The sequence below is a fragment of the Acetobacter sp. DmW_136 genome, assembly GCF_008690365.1.
GTDB lineage: Bacteria > Pseudomonadota > Alphaproteobacteria > Acetobacterales > Acetobacteraceae > Acetobacter > Acetobacter oryzifermentans.
Map to the genome: position 1 here is coordinate 1 of NZ_VHON01000019.1, position 16,597 is coordinate 16,597.

The 16,597-nt window shown below is 52.6% G+C and carries 15 protein-coding genes and 2 pseudogenes; 15 read left to right on the forward strand and 2 right to left on the reverse strand.

The annotated features are described in order from the left end of the window. Window positions 1-191 precede the first annotated feature (191 nt). From FKW31_RS16400 to FKW31_RS07440, 12 genes and pseudogenes are all read left to right on the forward strand, one after another. A complete protein-coding gene (locus FKW31_RS16400) occupies window positions 192-425 on the forward strand; it encodes a transposase (RefSeq protein ID WP_408734825.1) in 234 nt (77 codons plus the stop codon). A gap of 198 nt (window positions 426-623) precedes the next feature. Further along, window positions 624-977 carry a putative quinol monooxygenase gene (locus FKW31_RS07385; protein WP_035351815.1) on the forward strand — a complete coding sequence of 118 codons (354 nt, stop codon included), beginning with the start codon at window positions 624-626 and terminating at the stop codon, window positions 975-977. A 248-nt stretch (window positions 978-1,225) separates the two neighbouring features. Then, a complete protein-coding gene (locus FKW31_RS07390) occupies window positions 1,226-1,624 on the forward strand; it encodes a tannase/feruloyl esterase family alpha/beta hydrolase (RefSeq protein WP_052051433.1) in 399 nt (132 codons plus the stop codon). Then, window positions 1,603-2,880: a tannase/feruloyl esterase family alpha/beta hydrolase gene (locus tag FKW31_RS07395; protein ID WP_052055138.1), complete on the forward strand. Its 1,278-nt coding sequence runs from the start codon at window positions 1,603-1,605 to the stop codon at window positions 2,878-2,880. The genes FKW31_RS07390 and FKW31_RS07395 overlap by 22 nt, the downstream gene beginning before the upstream one ends. Window positions 2,881-2,989: 109 nt before the next feature. Beyond that, complete coding sequence (locus tag FKW31_RS07400; RefSeq protein WP_035351817.1) at window positions 2,990-3,415, forward strand: cupin domain-containing protein; 426 nt, start codon at window positions 2,990-2,992, stop codon at window positions 3,413-3,415. 71 nt (window positions 3,416-3,486) lie between these two features. Then, window positions 3,487-4,161, forward strand: a complete 675-nt coding sequence (locus tag FKW31_RS07405; protein ID WP_052055140.1) for an LVIVD repeat-containing protein — start codon at window positions 3,487-3,489, stop codon at window positions 4,159-4,161. Between the two features lie 71 nt (window positions 4,162-4,232). Beyond that, window positions 4,233-5,162 (forward strand): annotated as a pseudogene (locus FKW31_RS07410) (IS5 family transposase). A 741-nt stretch (window positions 5,163-5,903) separates the two neighbouring features. After that, entirely contained in the window at window positions 5,904-6,542 is a 639-nt protein-coding gene (locus FKW31_RS07420; protein ID WP_035352204.1) for a TetR/AcrR family transcriptional regulator, read from the forward strand. 18 nt (window positions 6,543-6,560) lie between these two features. Then, the gene (locus FKW31_RS07425; RefSeq protein ID WP_035352201.1) at window positions 6,561-7,238 is read left to right on the forward strand and encodes a type 1 glutamine amidotransferase domain-containing protein; all 678 of its coding nucleotides are present in this window, start codon (window positions 6,561-6,563) and stop codon (window positions 7,236-7,238) included. Between the two features lie 38 nt (window positions 7,239-7,276). After that, window positions 7,277-8,698 (forward strand): coniferyl aldehyde dehydrogenase, encoded by a 1,422-nt coding sequence (locus tag FKW31_RS07430; RefSeq protein ID WP_035352199.1) that lies wholly within the window; start codon window positions 7,277-7,279, stop codon window positions 8,696-8,698. A gap of 81 nt (window positions 8,699-8,779) precedes the next feature. Next, a complete protein-coding gene (locus FKW31_RS07435) occupies window positions 8,780-9,190 on the forward strand; it encodes an organic hydroperoxide resistance protein (protein ID WP_035352197.1) in 411 nt (136 codons plus the stop codon). Between the two features lie 161 nt (window positions 9,191-9,351). After that, complete coding sequence (locus FKW31_RS07440) at window positions 9,352-10,347, forward strand: NADP-dependent oxidoreductase (RefSeq protein ID WP_052051437.1); 996 nt, start codon at window positions 9,352-9,354, stop codon at window positions 10,345-10,347. Between the two features lie 409 nt (window positions 10,348-10,756). Here FKW31_RS07440 and FKW31_RS07445 read toward each other — a convergent pair whose 3' ends face one another. Beyond that, window positions 10,757-11,332, reverse strand: coding sequence for a TetR/AcrR family transcriptional regulator (locus FKW31_RS07445; RefSeq protein WP_052051435.1), 576 nt, complete (start codon window positions 11,330-11,332; stop codon window positions 10,757-10,759). Between the two features lie 139 nt (window positions 11,333-11,471). On the opposite strand from FKW31_RS07445, the gene FKW31_RS07450 reads away from it, so the two are divergent. The 3 genes and pseudogenes from FKW31_RS07450 to FKW31_RS07460 all read left to right on the forward strand — a co-directional run bounded on the left by FKW31_RS07450 (window position 11,472) and on the right by FKW31_RS07460 (window position 15,720). Further along, window positions 11,472-12,851 carry an aldehyde dehydrogenase family protein gene (locus tag FKW31_RS07450; RefSeq protein ID WP_035352195.1) on the forward strand — a complete coding sequence of 460 codons (1,380 nt, stop codon included), beginning with the start codon at window positions 11,472-11,474 and terminating at the stop codon, window positions 12,849-12,851. A gap of 374 nt (window positions 12,852-13,225) precedes the next feature. Continuing rightward, window positions 13,226-14,507: pseudogene (locus FKW31_RS07455) on the forward strand (NAD(P)/FAD-dependent oxidoreductase). 130 nt (window positions 14,508-14,637) lie between these two features. Continuing rightward, window positions 14,638-15,720, forward strand: a complete 1,083-nt coding sequence (locus FKW31_RS07460) for a transposase (protein ID WP_370512895.1) — start codon at window positions 14,638-14,640, stop codon at window positions 15,718-15,720. 293 nt (window positions 15,721-16,013) lie between these two features. Here the strand turns inward: FKW31_RS07460 and FKW31_RS07465 are convergent. Beyond that, window positions 16,014-16,597, reverse strand: a 584-nt coding sequence (locus FKW31_RS07465) for a histidine phosphatase family protein (protein WP_150178213.1), incomplete at its 5' end; no start/stop codon positions are given.

Sequence of the window (16,597 nt, forward strand, 5' to 3'; positions counted from 1 at the left end):
CACTGCGTTCAGAACCCGCCGCCAGAAGCAGAATATCGTCAATATTCCAGATCGGGCTCCTGTGGGATGACTGAATTCTACAAAATGACCTGAAATTGCCTCAAGTGTGAGAAATCCGCGTCGATCAGGCAATCAGCGAACTGATCTCGACAGACGGGAGCCTCTCTCGAAAACGCGCCATTCTGGTCAGCATTCCAGGTATTGGAGAAGCCACGGCTGCGATGCTGATTGCTGATATTCCCGAACTGGGAACACTGGAGAATGGACAGGTTGCTGCGCTCGCAGGTCTGGCTCCTGTCACCAGACAGTCAGGAAAGTGGCAGGGTAAAAGCTTTATTCGGGGTGGTCGGATTCATGTCAGAAACGCCCTGTACATGCCTGCTCTGGTTGCTATGCGGCATAACCCGGATCTTCAAAGCATCTAGCTTAGGCCGACGGATAAGGGAAAGCATGCAAAAGTGGCTCTGACCGCTCTTATGCGGCGTCTCGTCATTCTGGCAAATGTTCTGTTACGCAATGACCGATTATGGGAACCACGCCACACTTGACCAAGACGGATACTCATTGTCTACCCTATATCTATAATGAGAACGTTAGAGACACGGTCATTCGGGGTAACTGCCATGAAGAACGAAATTTACTCAATCTATCATCTATCCATTGATCCGACGAAATTCGAGGCCTTCAAGACTTTGATCGAGCAGATCGTCGAGGCGACTTCTAAAGAGCCAGATACAACGACATATGAATATGTGGTCAATGCTGATAAAAGCGTCGTGCATATCGTTGAAAAATACCGTACGCAGGGGCTTCTTCCGCACGTTCAGCAGACCTTTACCCCATTCGCAGAGCGGTTTCTTGATTTTGCCAAGGTCGAGAAGCTGTTTGTTTACGGCGATACCACTCCGGACATCCGTGCAACGCTCGATGGGTTCGGTGCTCAATATCTGACCCCATTCGCTGGTTTTTCCCGATAAGCATTGGAAACACGTTTCCAGCCATCTTTCGTCAAATTGGATAAGCTACTTGTGCGCGTTTCCGTGTCATTGCGACGTGTAGCGCACAAGATCCAATTGGATGCGCATGTATTATCGATCATTCAGTGCAAATAGTATCTGATCTTTGAAAGAGCAGCGTAACGGGGACCTGCAAGGTGACCCCAATTCGCACAGTGTGTCGCTCTAAAGCGTCAAAAACTCGAGAAGAAAACGAGAAAGGTTCTCCCATGGCAATTGGTAAGTTTGCTGTTTCTGGCGGGATTTTGAGTGCGTGTATCCTGACCCTGATGGGCATACCTTCTACTGCCCGCGCGGCATCCTTGGCCGGTGCCTGTACAGCGATGAACAGCCATGTCATACGTGGAGCACAGATTGTTTCGAGCTATGTTGTTCAGAAGGGAAGCTTCACAACACAGCCCTCCCCAATCGCACCGGACCTGGACACGCGCCTTGCGAGCATGCCAGCGTTTTGCAGGGTTCAGGTCGTGGCGACACCAAGTTCTGACAGCAAGGTTGGCGTAGAAGTCTGGTTACCGCTCGAACACTGGAACGGTCGTTTCCTTGGCACCGGCAATGGTGCGGGGCTGGGCGGATCGCTTACGAAATGGGAATGGTCGAGGGGTTAAAAAGAGGTTTTGCCGTCGCGAATACAGATATGGGAACCGCGCCAGACATTAACGGCATCGCCGATTACCCGGAACGCTGGATTGACTTCGGTTATCGCGCCACGCATGAGATGACGCGAGTGGCGAAGGATCTGGTCAACGCGTTTTATAAGCCTCACTCATTTTATGCCTATTTTGCCGGCTGCTCCACTGGAGGACAGCAGGCCTTGGCTGAGGCGCAACGCTATCCTCGAGACTATGATGGCATTCTTGCCGGTGACCCAGGCCACAACCGAACGCATGTTTCCACTTATTTCCTGTGGAACTATGCGGCCCTGAATTCTGCCCCTGACGCGAAGTTGTCGTCCGGCCAGTGGTCGCTGGTATCACATGCCGTGCTTGCGCATTGTGCTGGTAAAGACGGGGGGGCTGTTGGAGACGCGTTTTTGACTGATCCGCGGAAGTGCCATTTCGATCCAACGACGCTGCCGGCTTGCAAAGCTGGAAAGTCGGGGGACGAGTGTATTACGGCGCCTCAGTTGAAAGTGCTGCAGCGGCTTTATTCAGGACCGGTCAATTCCCGTACGGGGGAGCGGATTTATGCGGGCTTGACACCGGGGAGTGAGAGCATGCCGCTGGGTCCGGTGATGCAGGGCGATCCGGCTATCTGGCCAGCACAGCAGTTTTATCTGTTCAAATGGGCACTGGGTCAGGATTTTGTGCCTGAGCATTTCGATTTCGACCACGATCTGGACCGTGTGGATGCTCGACTTGCGAGCGAGCTCAACGCCAATGCAAGCGACCTTTCAGACTTTGCCCGGAATGGAGGCAAGCTTCTGATTTATTCGGGGCTCGCCGATCCGGTCGTGCCTTTTTCCGAAGTCGTGAACTACTACGACCGGGTTACGACAAGTGCTGGGGGGCCTGATGTGGGCGGCAAATTTGCCAGACTCTTTCTCGTTCCCGGCATGGGCCACTGCTTTGGTGGACCCGGAGCAACAGCAATGGGACAACCATTCACGTCCGATGTGCCTGCCACCCCTGATCGCGATGTGCTGATGTCATTGGTAGCATGGACGGAACAAGGTGCTGCGCCATCATCTTTGATTGTACATAGTAATTCAGAGCCCGGAAAACCCATGGCTGAACGACCAGTCTGTGCCTATCCGGCATTGCCGGAATACAAGGGCGGCGACGCGACGAAGCCGACAAATTTCAAGTGTGTTGAACATGAGCGAGGGGTCGAACAGCGTCCGGCTCTTAGGTATCTCAACTAAACGGTATCCGTTCTGGCTGTTCAGTTTTGGTCTGCCAGACCGCCGGTATCGATAGACAGCGAAGAGGTTAAGGACGGAGTCTATGGAGACGTCAGGTATAACTGTGCATATGAAACGCAATATGCTGAGTGCTGGAGCAATCGCATTGATAGTCGGTGGCTGGCGTGCGGTAAGACGCACTCACAAGACGAAATCAGAGACATTGCTGAAAGCTAGGTCGTCGTGGAATAACATTGCGTATGAGCAATATCCTGAAGGGAATCCCGAACTTACGGTTGTTCGGGTTACAATCCCGCCTTATTCTTCATTGCCGTGGCATGTTCATGATATGCCGAACGCTGCGTTTATCCTGGCAGGCAAACTGACCGTTGAAGAGCATGGAACGGGGCTCCGTTCTGTCTTTAAAAAAGGACAGGCGTTTGCGGAATCTGTCCATAGCATACATCGCGGCGTTACGGGCCGTGAGGGGGCAGTCGCGATTGTGACATATGCGGGTGTGCCAGGTCAGCAACTATCGGTTAAGCAGGATGTCTGAGACCGCATAGTTTAGAGTCATTGGAGATTTTATAGGCAGGTGGCCTGAATCTGAGGTGACTATATAACTATATGAATTATAATGAAAAATCGGACGTAACCAACCCGGAGCTTATCAGCATTCTTCCAACTCATCCACCGTTCGGAGGTGGTGCCGGTGGAGCGACCATTCATACGATTGTCCCTTATACAGACAGGCAACTCGCTGTATTCACTACGGAAGGGGAGCGTCCGTTCACACTGGACCCCAATCGTGGAGGACCCTTTGAGCCGGCTATCGGCCATGTGGGTATCAAAGGAGCGCAGCAGCCCCTCAACGTTGTCGGCATCACGTCCATCCAGGATCCTGCAAACCCCGTACTGATCAGCACGATACCCAAGCCTGTCCCACCTCCGGGCTCCATATGGGGGACAGATTATTCGACACTTAACGGTGTCCACTACCCATTTGGAAATCATAACATCCACCAACCTTCCAAGCTTCCCGTTCTGGATCAGGGGAGTGAGCGCATCTATTGTGCCTACTTTACTGCTGGTTTCCGCTGTTTTGACTTCAGCGAGCCTTATACTCCTAAAGAAATCGCGGCCTATTGCCCGCCTGATCCCAAAAAGTTCAATTGGCAGATAGAAGGTGGATTCAAAGGACCGCTTACAATGTGTGCTGAAGACATCATCGTAGACCGACGTGGATTCATTTACATGACCAACAGTCAAGACGGCTTACACATTCTCAAGGTAACAGTATGAGCGAACGGCTCTGTTGCGCAAATGGTGATGGCGGGATTCACGGAGTGAGCGCAGTCTGGTAGCTGGTCGGCATGAGCAAGCCTCCATCCCCGATCTACCGCAGGACGAACTGGCCTTCCTATAACGCGGCGCTGAAGCGGCGCGGGTCACTAACGGTGTGGTTCGATCCGGCTATGGGTTGGGACGGCCTGCCGACGGGGCGGCGGGGACGGCGGCAGAGTTACAGCGACGTTGCGATCCAGACCTGCCTGACGTTGAAGGTTCTCTTCGGCATGGGCCTGAGGCAGGCGACTGACTTTGTCGAAAGTCTGCTGCATCTGGCTGGACTGACGTGGTCGGTCCCGGATTTCAGCACGCTGAGCCGTCGGCAGAAATCACTCACGGTCGATATTCCATACCGGGGTTCGGGCGGCCCGCTTCATCTTCTGATCGACAGCACCGGGATCAAGGTCGAAGGAGAAGGTGAATGACGCAGGCACGGCGGCTCGAAACGTCGGATCTGGCGTAAACTCCATATCGGGATCGACGAAGGATCACTGGAAGTCCGGGCTGTCGAGATCACAGGCAATGAGGCAGGAGACGCTCCGATCATTCCTGCTCTCCTGGCCCAGATGATCCCTGAAGACGAGGACATCGCAAGCGTCACGGCCGATGGCGCGTATAATACGAGGCGATCCCAGGAAACCATCGCCGACCGTGGTGCCCAGGCTGTCATTCCCCCGCGAAAGAACGCAAAACCGTGGCGTCCCTCATCACCGGGAAGCATAGCCCGCAATGACGCTCTGCGGGGCTGCGAGCATCTCGGACGGGCCATCTGGAGACGATGGAGCGGTTATCATCGACGAAGCCGTGTCGAGACGAAAATGCATTGTATCAAACTTCTCGGACAGCGTCTGATGGCACGGGACTTCGACCGTCAGATCACGGAAGTCCACGTCCGCATGGCCATCCTCAATCGCTTCACAGCGCTCGGAAACCCCCTTACCCAAGCCGTCCGATAAATAATAGATCCTCAAAGGAGGTATCACGTCATCATACCGAATTCTGCAACAGAGCTCCGCATCCGCCATTATGGCCTGCTCGCCAGTTTCAGCCGCAAGGCCAGTCTCGCCCAGGCACGGGAACTGCTGAAGGTCATATTCACGCCAGCGGCAGAACTCCTTGAGCCCGAAGCGGCCACGTCACCGCCCTGTCCGTGCTGTGGTAGTCCGATGGTCGTCATCCAGATCCTTCCCCGATGGTGTCGGCCCCGAGGGCTGCCACAGGCGACTGATCCGGCCGGGGCATCACCATGACAGCGCGCAGAGATTACAGCATGACCGATCCCGGAGTGGCACCGTTCCGACAAACCGTATCTCCTGTACACACCATTGAAAATTCCCGAAAAATCGTTGCCTGCACCGCCAGTTCTGTCATCGCGTCATGCAGATCCGGTCACAAAAAACCGTTCCAGTTCCATACACGTACCTTTATGCTCTGGCTCAGACTCTCCGCCGGGGTGGCGCCAGTTGCAAATTCGCCATAACTGAGTCCTGGTGTCGCGGGTTCGGTCTTCCCCGACTTTCGTAAGCCTCGCGGCGCCCGAAACCCTTCAGGGAAGCTGGCTGTCCGATCCGAGATGAGAAAGCCCGATTGCGGACATTCAGGAATTTTAGGGTTTCTATGATCCTGTCGATAGGGACGATGAAGGTGCCTTGCGTTATTTTATAGACGACCGGTCAGTTATTTGTTAAGAGCATGGCATGAGTGGAGCAAAAAAAGCGGAACTGACCCGTCAGCAGATTCTCGATGCAGGACATGCCCTTGTTCTGCGCAAGGGCTTTTCGGCCCTGAGTATCAAGGACATCGTGGATGCCTGTCAGGTGCCGAAAGGGTCCTTCTATTATTATTTCCCGTCCAAGGAGCAGTTCGGCTGCGAACTGCTTGAGCGATATGTCCAGAGTTACGAACAGCGCATGGAGGCAATTCTCTCTTCTGCTGGGAAGAGCGGACGCGAAAGGCTGATGCGTTACTGGAATGCATGGATTGATGATCCACAGATTGGCGGCTGGGCCGAGCACTGTCTTGTCGTCAAGCTGGGAGCAGAAATCGCGGACCTTTCGGATGCGATGCGTCTGATCCTTCATGACGGTGTCATGCGTCTGACCGACCGCCTCGCCCGCACGATCATGGAAGGACGGGGTGATGGCTCCTTGCCTTTATCTCTCAAACCTGAAGCAGCAGCGCGCACTCTTTACCATCTCTGGCTAGGGGCTGCGCTTGTGGCCAAGCTTGGGCAGGACAAAGCGCCTCTGCGGGACGCTCTGGTTGCGACGGAGAGGGAGCTTGCCTGTCCCACTGCTCCTATGTCGCCCGTAAACTCCAGTTCATCATCCCCCTGAATACAGGAAAATTTCATCATGAACGTTCTGTTTGTTCTCACGTCTCACGACCGTCTGGGCGATACCGGGCAAAAGACCGGTTTTTGGCTGGAGGAGTTTGCGGCTCCCTATTACGTCTTCAAGGACGCCGGGGCGCAACTGACATTGGTTTCACCGCTTGGTGGTCAGCCGCCCCTGGATCCCAAGAGTGAGGACCCCGCCTCCCAGACCGCTGACACCGAGCGTTTCCGCACGGATGCGGAGGTCCGGGAAATGCTGGCCCATACCGGCAAGCTGGCTGATGTGCGTGCTGAGGATTTCGACGCCGTGTTTTATCCAGGAGGCCACGGCCCGTTGTGGGATCTGGCCCAAGATCCAGCCTCCATTTCCTTGCTGGAGGCGTTTGACCGGGCGGGGAAGCCCTTCGGTCTGGTCTGTCACGCACCCGGAGCCTTGATCCACGTTCATGCGGCAGATGGTCAGCCACTGGTCAAAGGACGCAAGGTGACAGGCTTCTCCAATAGCGAGGAGCAGGCCGTGCAACTTACCAACGTGGTGCCTTTCCTGATCGAAGATGAATTCAAACGTCTGGGTGGCCTGTATGAAAAAGGCCCCGACTGGCAGCCACATGTCGTTGGGGATGGTCATCTGATCACAGGACAGAACCCAGCCAGTTCCGCAGCAGTGGCAAAAGCACTCCTTCAAAAACTGGCCTGAATAGACCACGCCATTTCCTTCTTTTCTGGAGACAGACAATGACTACCTCCAATAGTGTAGCCACTTTGGCTGCAACTGTCGCCGCGATGAAACAGGCTCATGTGCAGGATGGCCCCGCCAGTGTCCAGCTCCGCCGTGACCGCCTGACGCGTGCGATACAGCTGCTGACCCGTCATCACGAAGACATCGTGGCTGCCGTAAGCGCTGATTATGGCCACCGGAGCCCGTATCAGACATTGCTGGCCGATGTGTTGTCCTCTGTTGCCGCTCTCCAGCATGCGGCCGAGCATGTCGAGCAATGGATGCAACCCGATGAACAGCCGGCTCCTGGTCCGGGTATGCAGGCACGTGTGGACTATCAGCCACTGGGCGTGGTTGGCATCATCAGTCCGTGGAATTTCCCCATCAATCTGGCTTTCAGTCCGCTGGCCGGAATACTGGCCGCTGGCAACCGGGCCATGCTCAAACCGTCAGAACTGACACCGCGCACAGCTGAACTTCTGGCGAAGCTGATCAGACAATATTTCGATCCGCTGGAACTGACAACGATCCTGGGGGATGCTGACATCGGGGCGGCATTCAGCGCGCAGGCATTTGATCATCTCATGTTTACCGGCAGTACGAATGTCGGTCGCCATGTGATGCGTGCCGCATCTGAAAATCTGGTGCCAGTCACACTGGAACTAGGGGGTAAATCGCCAGTTGTACTGGACGCTGACGCCGATGTGAAAACTGCGGCGGAACGGGTCTTGACTGTTAAAACCTTTAATGCCGGGCAGATTTGTATCTCCCCGGATTATGTCCTGCTGCCGGAAAACGCGCGTGATGTTTTTGTTGAGCGCGCGCGCAGCTTTGTGACGGAAACATTCCCAACGTTGCAGGATAATCCGGATTACACCGCTATCATCAGCGACCGTCATTTCGAGCGCCTGCAGGGATTGCTGGCCGATGCTCGCGCCAAGGGAGCTACGGTTATTGAACTCCAGCCGGAAGGTGAAGCCAATTCCGTAGCAGGGAACCGCAAGATGGCACCGACGCTGGTTCTTAATCCAACCGACGAGATGAGCGTGATGCAGGAAGAGATTTTTGGCCCGATCCTGCCGATCAAAACCTGTCGGACCACCCAGGAAGCCGTTGATTATATCAATGCCCACCCGCGTCCGCTGGCTGCCTATTATTTCGGAAACAGGCCCGAGCAGCAGAAATGGTTTGGTGAACAGACCACCTCAGGGGCGTTGGTTATCAATGACGTGATGACCCATGCCTCGGTCGAAAGCGTGCCGTTTGGCGGAATTGGGGCATCAGGTATCGGAGCGTACCACGGCATTTATGGGTTCAGGCGATTCAGCCATGCCAAGGCCGTTGTCGTGCAAAGCGCGAGCGGTGAGTTCAACCTGCGTCTGCGGGCACCATACGCGGCCGGTCAGGCCCAGATCGAAGCGCTACTGGCGGGAAACTGAATTCCATTAGTCACCCTGTGACCGCGTCCTGAAACGCGGTGCAGGATACCGATTGTTGCTTTCAAAAACAGGAAATATGTCATGAAGATATTCTACAAGACCCGCGCCACCGCAACTGGCGGCCGCAGCGGCCATACAGCGCTTGATGACGGGACTCTCGGCTTTGACCTTGCAATGCCTGGGTCAGGCAAGCCCGGCGCCAATCCGGAGCAGTTGTTCGCGCTCGGGTACGCTGCGTGTTTTGATAATGCCCTGACCATGGTCGCCAAGCAATTGAAGCTGGCTGTGACCAGCAGCAAGACCTCGGTCGAAGTCGGTATGGGGCAAACAGCCGAAGGGGGATACGCCCTGGATATCGACCTTTATGTTGAAGTCGGGGGTCTGAATGAGGCTGAGGCCCACAAGCTGATCGAAGCCACGCATAAGGTCTGCCCCTATTCCAACGCTACGCGCGGAAACGTCGATGTGCGCCTGCACGTTTCGATGACCTGAATGCATCCAGGAGAAACACAGTCATCATGTAGGGTAGATGAGCGGGCACATAGTCAGGTCATTCCGGGTGATGACTGGTTGCCTCTCTACCAGTTTCCATCTGACGAAGCTTTTTCGTCACCGGTGCAGAGCTTCTTTAACCACTTATGAAGGAAAAAAAGATGTCTTGCGCATGGACTCTCGTTTCCCGTCCGAAAGGGGCTCCGACGCTGGAGAACCTCGCCCTGAAAGACATCTCTGATCAACCGTTGAATGACGGGGAAATCAGGGTTAAAAACAGTTTCTTCTCTGTCGATCCCTATATGCGTCCCCGTATGAACGAGGGAGAGAGCTATATCGCACCCTTCGAATTGAATGAGCCGATGACGGGCGCTGCCGTTGGCCGGGTGATCGAAACGCGTTCCAATCGGTTCAAGGTGGGTGATCGGGTCAGTCATTTTCTGGGTTGGCGTGACGTCGCGACCCTCAAGGCTGAAGACGCTCTTCCTTTGCCGGACATAGATCTCAAGGACGAATATTTTCTCGACGTTCTGGGGACGATCGGAATGACGGCCTATTTCGGTCTGTTCGCTGTAGCCGAAGCCCGGCCCGGCGATGTTGTGTTCGTCTCCGCGGCCGCCGGTGCGGTCGGATCCCTTGTGGTGCAAATCGCCAAGCTGCGTGGCATGACCATCATTGGTTCCGCGGGCGGGACCGAAAAATGCGACTTCGTACGGTCGTTGGGGGCCGATCATGTCATTGATTATAAATCGCCCGGACCATTCCAGGAGAAGCTGCGCAAGGCGGCTCCTGATGGTCTGGATGTCTATTTCGACAATGTGGGCGGTGAGCAGCTTGATGCGGCGATGGGTGTAGCGAAATGGAACTCCCGTTTCGCGATCTGCGGCATGATCTCGATGTATAATTCCGATACGCCGATCGGATTTTCAAACCTGTCCTACATCATCTCCAAGCGTCTCCAGGTCCGGGGGTTCATTAACACCGACTTCATGGCGCGTCGGGGCGAATGTCTGGCTCAGATGGGATACTGGGTGTCCAAGGGAATGATTAAGAGCCGATATACAATCTTCGACAGTCTTGAGAAGGGACCGGAAGCCTTTTTCTCGCTGTTCAGCGGTGGCAACACAGGTAAGGCACTCGTGCGTTTGGGTTCGTAAGTCCGGACAGTTCTGAAAAACGGAATTTTGGATGTCAGGATACTGGTGATCCCAGAGCCGAACAACCTGCACTAAAGAGCGGACCGAATTCCAAGCCAATGATCGCCTTTCCTTAAATGCGCTTTCCGGGGCTAGTCCGATACTGCCTGCCAGTCAAAAACTGATGAGGTCTTCATGGACAGGCGGAGCCTTGTCTCGAAAGTGCATAGGAAAAAACATACTTCATACCCACAGCCCGTAATATGCAAAGATCCATGAAGGATGCGGCCGTCCGGGGGCATGATCCAGCTCTTTGTCGCTGACGAGAGCAGGGCGAAGTGGGAGTTTGATGTGGGACCCGAATACGGTGATGAAGTGGGGGAATATACCAGAGTTTGATTAGCGGAAAACCTGCTCTACAGAGCAGTGATCAATTGCCCTGTCGAAGATTGACAGCAACGACCTTACAAAGGTCCGCTATAAAACACTTCAATTCATCTCGGGTCGTTGCGACCTCTTTGAAGCCTTTCAAAGCAGCAACCATCATGTGCGCCATAGCTCTTACATACTTTAGTTGGGCTGAATCGTTACGATCTGGTGCTATCAATTCAATAAGGAGGTCTTCAAAATCCGCGTGGCACGCCCGCACGACAGGAAAGCGAAGGTCAAAAAGATCACTGGCATCAGGATTGCTGAGCGTGATGTCGAAAACGAAGAAGCACCATGTACTACATGCACTCTCAATTTTTTTTTGCAAGCTGTCTTGAAGATCTGCCTCGCGCGCGATCTTTTCTAAAAGCTCTTTGAATAGAGTTTCTACAGAGGCAGAAAAAATATCTTCTTTTGCTGGAAAGGTAAGATACAGGGTGGGGCGCGTTAACCCTGCAGCCTTTGCAATGTCTGTCATCTTGGTGCGTTCAAAACCGTAGCGCCGGAAGACGTCAACTGCAGCCTCGACGATCCGGGCTTTCCGGGCATCACCGGATGTTTTTCCCAGTTTTTTCATGGCTCTCTTTTGACAGATTGTCACGGACTGTCAATTCGGGCTTTTGCCCAGACCCACAAATTCTCCTGTATCGCGAGATGACATATTGACATTGTTCGTCATTGTGTCAGTTTATGTGTCCACGAGAGGAACATCATTTATGACAAACATAAAAACATTATTTGATCGGCAGTCTGCTTATTTCAATTCAGGTAAGACCCGCAGCCTGAGTTGGAGACTTGATCAACTTGCACGCTTGGAGCGAATGTTAGTCGAAAATGAGACGGCGTTTCATGATGCGCTGGCCAGGGACTTTAAAACGTCGTGGTTCGAACGAGCTATGGAATTCCATGGCGTTCTGGGGGCTATTGAGCACACACGCGCCGAACTGGCTGACTGGATGGAACCTGAAGTAGCACCACTTCCAAAGCGAATGCAGGAAAATGACTTTAAGGGGTTTATTTATCGCGAGCCCTACGGAGTCTGCCTGGTCATTGCCCCCTTCAATGCACCAGTTGTTCTAACGTTGGAGCCGGTGCTTGCGGCGCTGAGTGCTGGGAACACAGCATTAATCAAGCCGGCAGAGTCAACTGTGCATATGACGGCTTTGTTTGAAAGGTTGATTAGTCAGTATTTCGAGCCAGAAAGTCTGGTGGTGGTGACTGGTGGCCGTGATGTGATGACTGAACTTCTGGCGCTTCCGTTCAATTTCATTTTCTTCACCGGCAGCACTGAAGTTGGCAAGATCGTAATGCGCGCCGCAGCGGAAAATCTCACACCGGTCTTGCTGGAACTCGGCGGACAAAATCCTGTTGTCGTGGACGAAACTGCCAATCTTGAAGATGCTGCGCTCAAGATCGTTTGGGGCACAATGGCTTTCGGGGGCCAATGGTGCGTTTCTCCAGGCTATGTCTATGTCCATGAAAATGTTGCTGATCAGTTCGTTGCGGAATGCAAGAAGGCAATCACGACGCTTTACGGTAACAATCCGAAGGAAAGTGCAGATTTGTCACGGCTGATCTCGTCAAGAGACGTGGACAGGCTTGCTAGAATGCTTGAGGGGGCTGCCGTTGTTAGCGGAGGTCATTTCGATCGGGATGAGCGTTATTTCGAACCGACTCTCGTTTATCCGGCACAATGGTCGGCTCCTATCATGCAGTCTGAAATTTTCGGGCCGATACTTCCAATTCTGCCTTATACCAATTTTAATGAGGTCATGGAAACAATCAAGCAGAAGCCACGGAGTCTGGCTGCGTACATCTTCAGTAAAAATGAAGCGAGGATCGAGAAGTTTATGCATGGTTTCTCGTTTGGTGGAGGTAGCGTAAATCAGACGATGATCCACTGTTTTATGGCCGCTACATTTCCGTTTGGTGGCGTAGGGCCTTCCGGCTTGGGACGCTATTATGGCAAGTGGGGCTTTGATTCATTGAGCCATGTAAAGTCGGTTCTTGTTTCTCCGCCCGACCATCGGATTGAGGCTGTCCTGCCACCCTACACGAAAGAAAAGGCAACAGAACTTGGTTCTTGGCTGATGTAATTCGTTGCACAGGTCGTCTATCAGTAACATACCTACCAGCTAACCTGCTTTCTGTAGTCAGTCTTCGCGAATAGCGAAGACTGATAGGTGGTGGGGAAGGGTGGCTATAACCCATATCCGCCTATCAACAGTCTTCTCGCAAAAATTCACGACAATAAATCTGTGTAATGATCACAGTAAGTCTGCAGTTGCGCAGAAAATAGAGGCAGATTTCGTGATCTGAAGTCCGGTATTTTTCTGAATACTTTTCAGAAAGTGTCGTTCTAATGGTTTTTCTTTCGGTTTTTATTCTTGTTTTTCATGCGGTAGTTCTCGTTCATCCAGAGTTGTTGTCAACTTGTATGTGAAACACGCAGTGACGCTTTGAGGGCGCAATGACAGAAAAATTTCGTATCGTAATTATCGGAGGAGGTGTTGCTGGCATGGCTCTGGCAACCCGGCTAGGGGACAAACTTGGCAAATCCGGAAGAGCATCGATCATGCTCGTCGACAAAAGCTTTACGCATGTCTGGAAGCCGATGTTGCATTGCTTCGCTGCCGGCACGGCGCATAATCCCAATGACCGGATAAGTTTCCTTTCTCAGGCTAGTCGTCACCATTTCGAATTCTGGCCCGGCGAGGTCATTGCTCTCGACCGCAGCGCCAAGCAGATGACGCTGGCTTCGATCAATGATCCAGATGGAAAGTGCGTGCTGGATGAGCGTAAACTTGAGTATGATGTGGTCATTGTCGCGCTTGGTAGTCGGGCGAATGATTTCAACATTCCCGGTGTGGCAAAACACTGCTTGTTTATCAACAACTTTGTGGAATCTGTAGACTTCAACGATAAGTTTCGTATGGAGCAATTACGCGCTTTCGGTGAAGGTCAGCCTCTTGAAATTGCCATTGTGGGAGGCGGTGCGACTGGCACGCAACTTGCTGCCGAGTTGCATAAGGCGCTTGACCTCGCTTCGCTTTACAGTTTTGAAAAAAAAACGCCCGGATATAAGGCTCTCTCTTTTGGAAGCCGGTCCTAGGATTCTACCTGCATTTCCTGAGGCTGTGTCGGCCGCTGCTGCGGAACAGTTACAGAAGATCAATATTACGGTCCGTACGTCCGCTCAGGTCAGTAGCGTAGATGAATACGGATTTCTTCTAAAAAGTGGTGAGCGGGTTCCGGCAACTCTGAGAGTTTGGGCTGCGGGTGTGAGAACTCCTGAAGTCACGAGGAGATTTGGTGGCCTCAAACTCGGTAAAACCGGCCAGATCGAAGTGCGGTCTAACCTGCAAAGTGTAGAGGACGATGCGATCTTTGCTGTTGGTGACTGTGCCTATATCGTGGATGCACCCGTAGCGCCCACTGCACAAGCTGCGCGTCAGCAGGCGCATCATCTGGCGCTACATATGCCGGCATGGATAGATGGCAGACCCATTCCGCCTTTTGCATTTCACAATAAGGGCGCTATCGTGGCGCTAGGCAATTATAACGGGTGGGGGACGTTCCCCGGAGGAACAATCTTCGGTGGTGGCTGGCTGCATGGACTTTCAGCACGGCTTGGCCATGTCATGCTTTATCGCCAGCATCAGTTTGAATTGTATGGCGCATTGCGAGGTAGCCTGTCATGGCTGGTCGACTGGCTGGAAAAATTTGTACGTCCCTCAATCAAGCTCGATTGAGGGAGTGTCACATTGTAAAGACCTATGCAGAGCAAAATAATTCATTCACTCATATGGAGGGTTCGAAAAACCCTCTGGTTTTGGGCCTCTCTGTGTGATTCCATCACTCCTACATTGATTGGGGGCATGGATCATGAAGCAGTCTGTTTTCTTTGATGTTGAAGAGCGGCTTGCCCGGTTGAGCGGGCTTGGTGATCAACTCGAAGCGTTTTCCCGGACTGTGGATTTTGAAGTGTTCCGTCCTGATCTTGAGAAGGCTCTGGCCTATTCAGACGGCAGCAAAGGCGGGCGTCCCCCATTTGATCCCGTGTTGATGTCCAAAATTCTGGTGATTCAGACGCTGAACAATTTGTCTGATGAGCGGACAGAGTATCTGATCAACGATCGCCTATCCTTCATGCGTTTCCTTGCTCTGGGGCTGTCGGATCGTGTGCCTGACGCCAAAACGGTCTGGCTGTTCCGTGAACGCCTGACCCAGACGGGTGCGATTGAAAGACTGTTTGACCGCTTTGACGCGACCCTGCGCAACGCCGGATATTTGCGAATGTCGGGCCAGATCCTGGACGCAACGCTGGTGGCTGCTCCAAAGCAGCGCAATACGAATGCTGAGAAGGCAGATCTCCGGGCAGGACGTATTCCCGAAGATTGGCAGGACAAGCCGGCAAAGCTGTCGCACAAGGATCGGCGTGCGCGCTGGACGCTGAAGTTCACGAAAGCAAAACGGCAGGATGACGGAACGATTCCCGCAACGGATCTCGCTATCCCGTTCTCTGGATACAAATCCCACGTCTCCATCGACCGGAAGTTTTGGTTCATCCGGAAATGGAAGACGATGGATGCCGCCGACAGTGATGGCGCGCGATTGAGAGAGGGGCTGCTGGATAAAACCAATACGGCCTCAACGGTGTGGGCTGACACGGCGTATCGCTCAAAAGCCAATGAGGACTTCATGGAAAAGCAGGGTTTTGTCTCAAAGGTTCATCGCAAAAAGCCGCATCTCAAGCCTATGCCCCTGCACATCCAGAAACCAAATGCTGGAAAGTCAGTGATACGCTCGCGTGTCGAGCACGTTTTTGCCGATCAGAAGTCACAGACCGGACTATTCATCCGAACTGTTGGCATCATACGGGCCACCATGAGGATCGGGCTGGCCAATATCGTCTACAATATGCGACGGTTCCTCTTTCTGGAACGGATCAGTGCCACAGCATAGCAATCCAGAGCAGGAAGCCTTCTCTCTGCTCAAAACGCAGATCTGATGCCATCGCAGAAACCATCAATCAGTACGCCAAAACTCGAAAAATACGAGCCAACCTTGCCAAATAAGGGTTCTTCGAACCCTCCACATTCAAAAGAGCACGATTTTAGCCTCTTTATCTCTTCAATATAAGAGAATGAGGCGGATCGGGTGATGATGAAAGAAGAGTATCGTTCCGTAAGTGCTGGTAGTCATTTTATGGCAACTGACGAAAAACTGGCTATAAAATACGGATTCACAGCGGGGGTTTATGCGGGAAAAGATTCGTTGAATTCCGTGATTTTCCATCCATCAATGCTTTTATTGAAATAATTTGGCTGTCCATGTTGGCTATTAAGCCAGAGGCCGGTCAATTTTTCGGAGATTGCTTGGAATACGACGTCATGTCCAACCAAGACAATTCTGGATTTATGGTCCTGTATTCTCTCCATTTTGGTGAAAAAAGAATTACATCTTTTTTGTATTTCTTCCCAGGATTCCCCATATTTCGAAATGATTTTTACAAGTTGTTGTTTTTCATTTATTCCGTGCTCAATCATAACATTTTTGATCGATTTTCCATCGAGTTTGCCGAAATCGCATTCAGTCAGATTTTCTTCTATTTCAATCATTTCAAGTCGGTCGGGAAATGCTAGTCTTGCTGTCTCAATGGCTCGTTGTAGTGGGCTGACCAACACCCTGGTTACCGATAAATTCTTGAGTTTTTGTGCTGCCTGGTATGCTTGCTGTCGTCCGGTATCATTTAGAGCCTGATCCGAAAGTTTTTGAACAATACCAGCATGTTGTGATTCATTCGTCTTTGCGAAGAGATGGAGTGAATAGTGGCATGGAC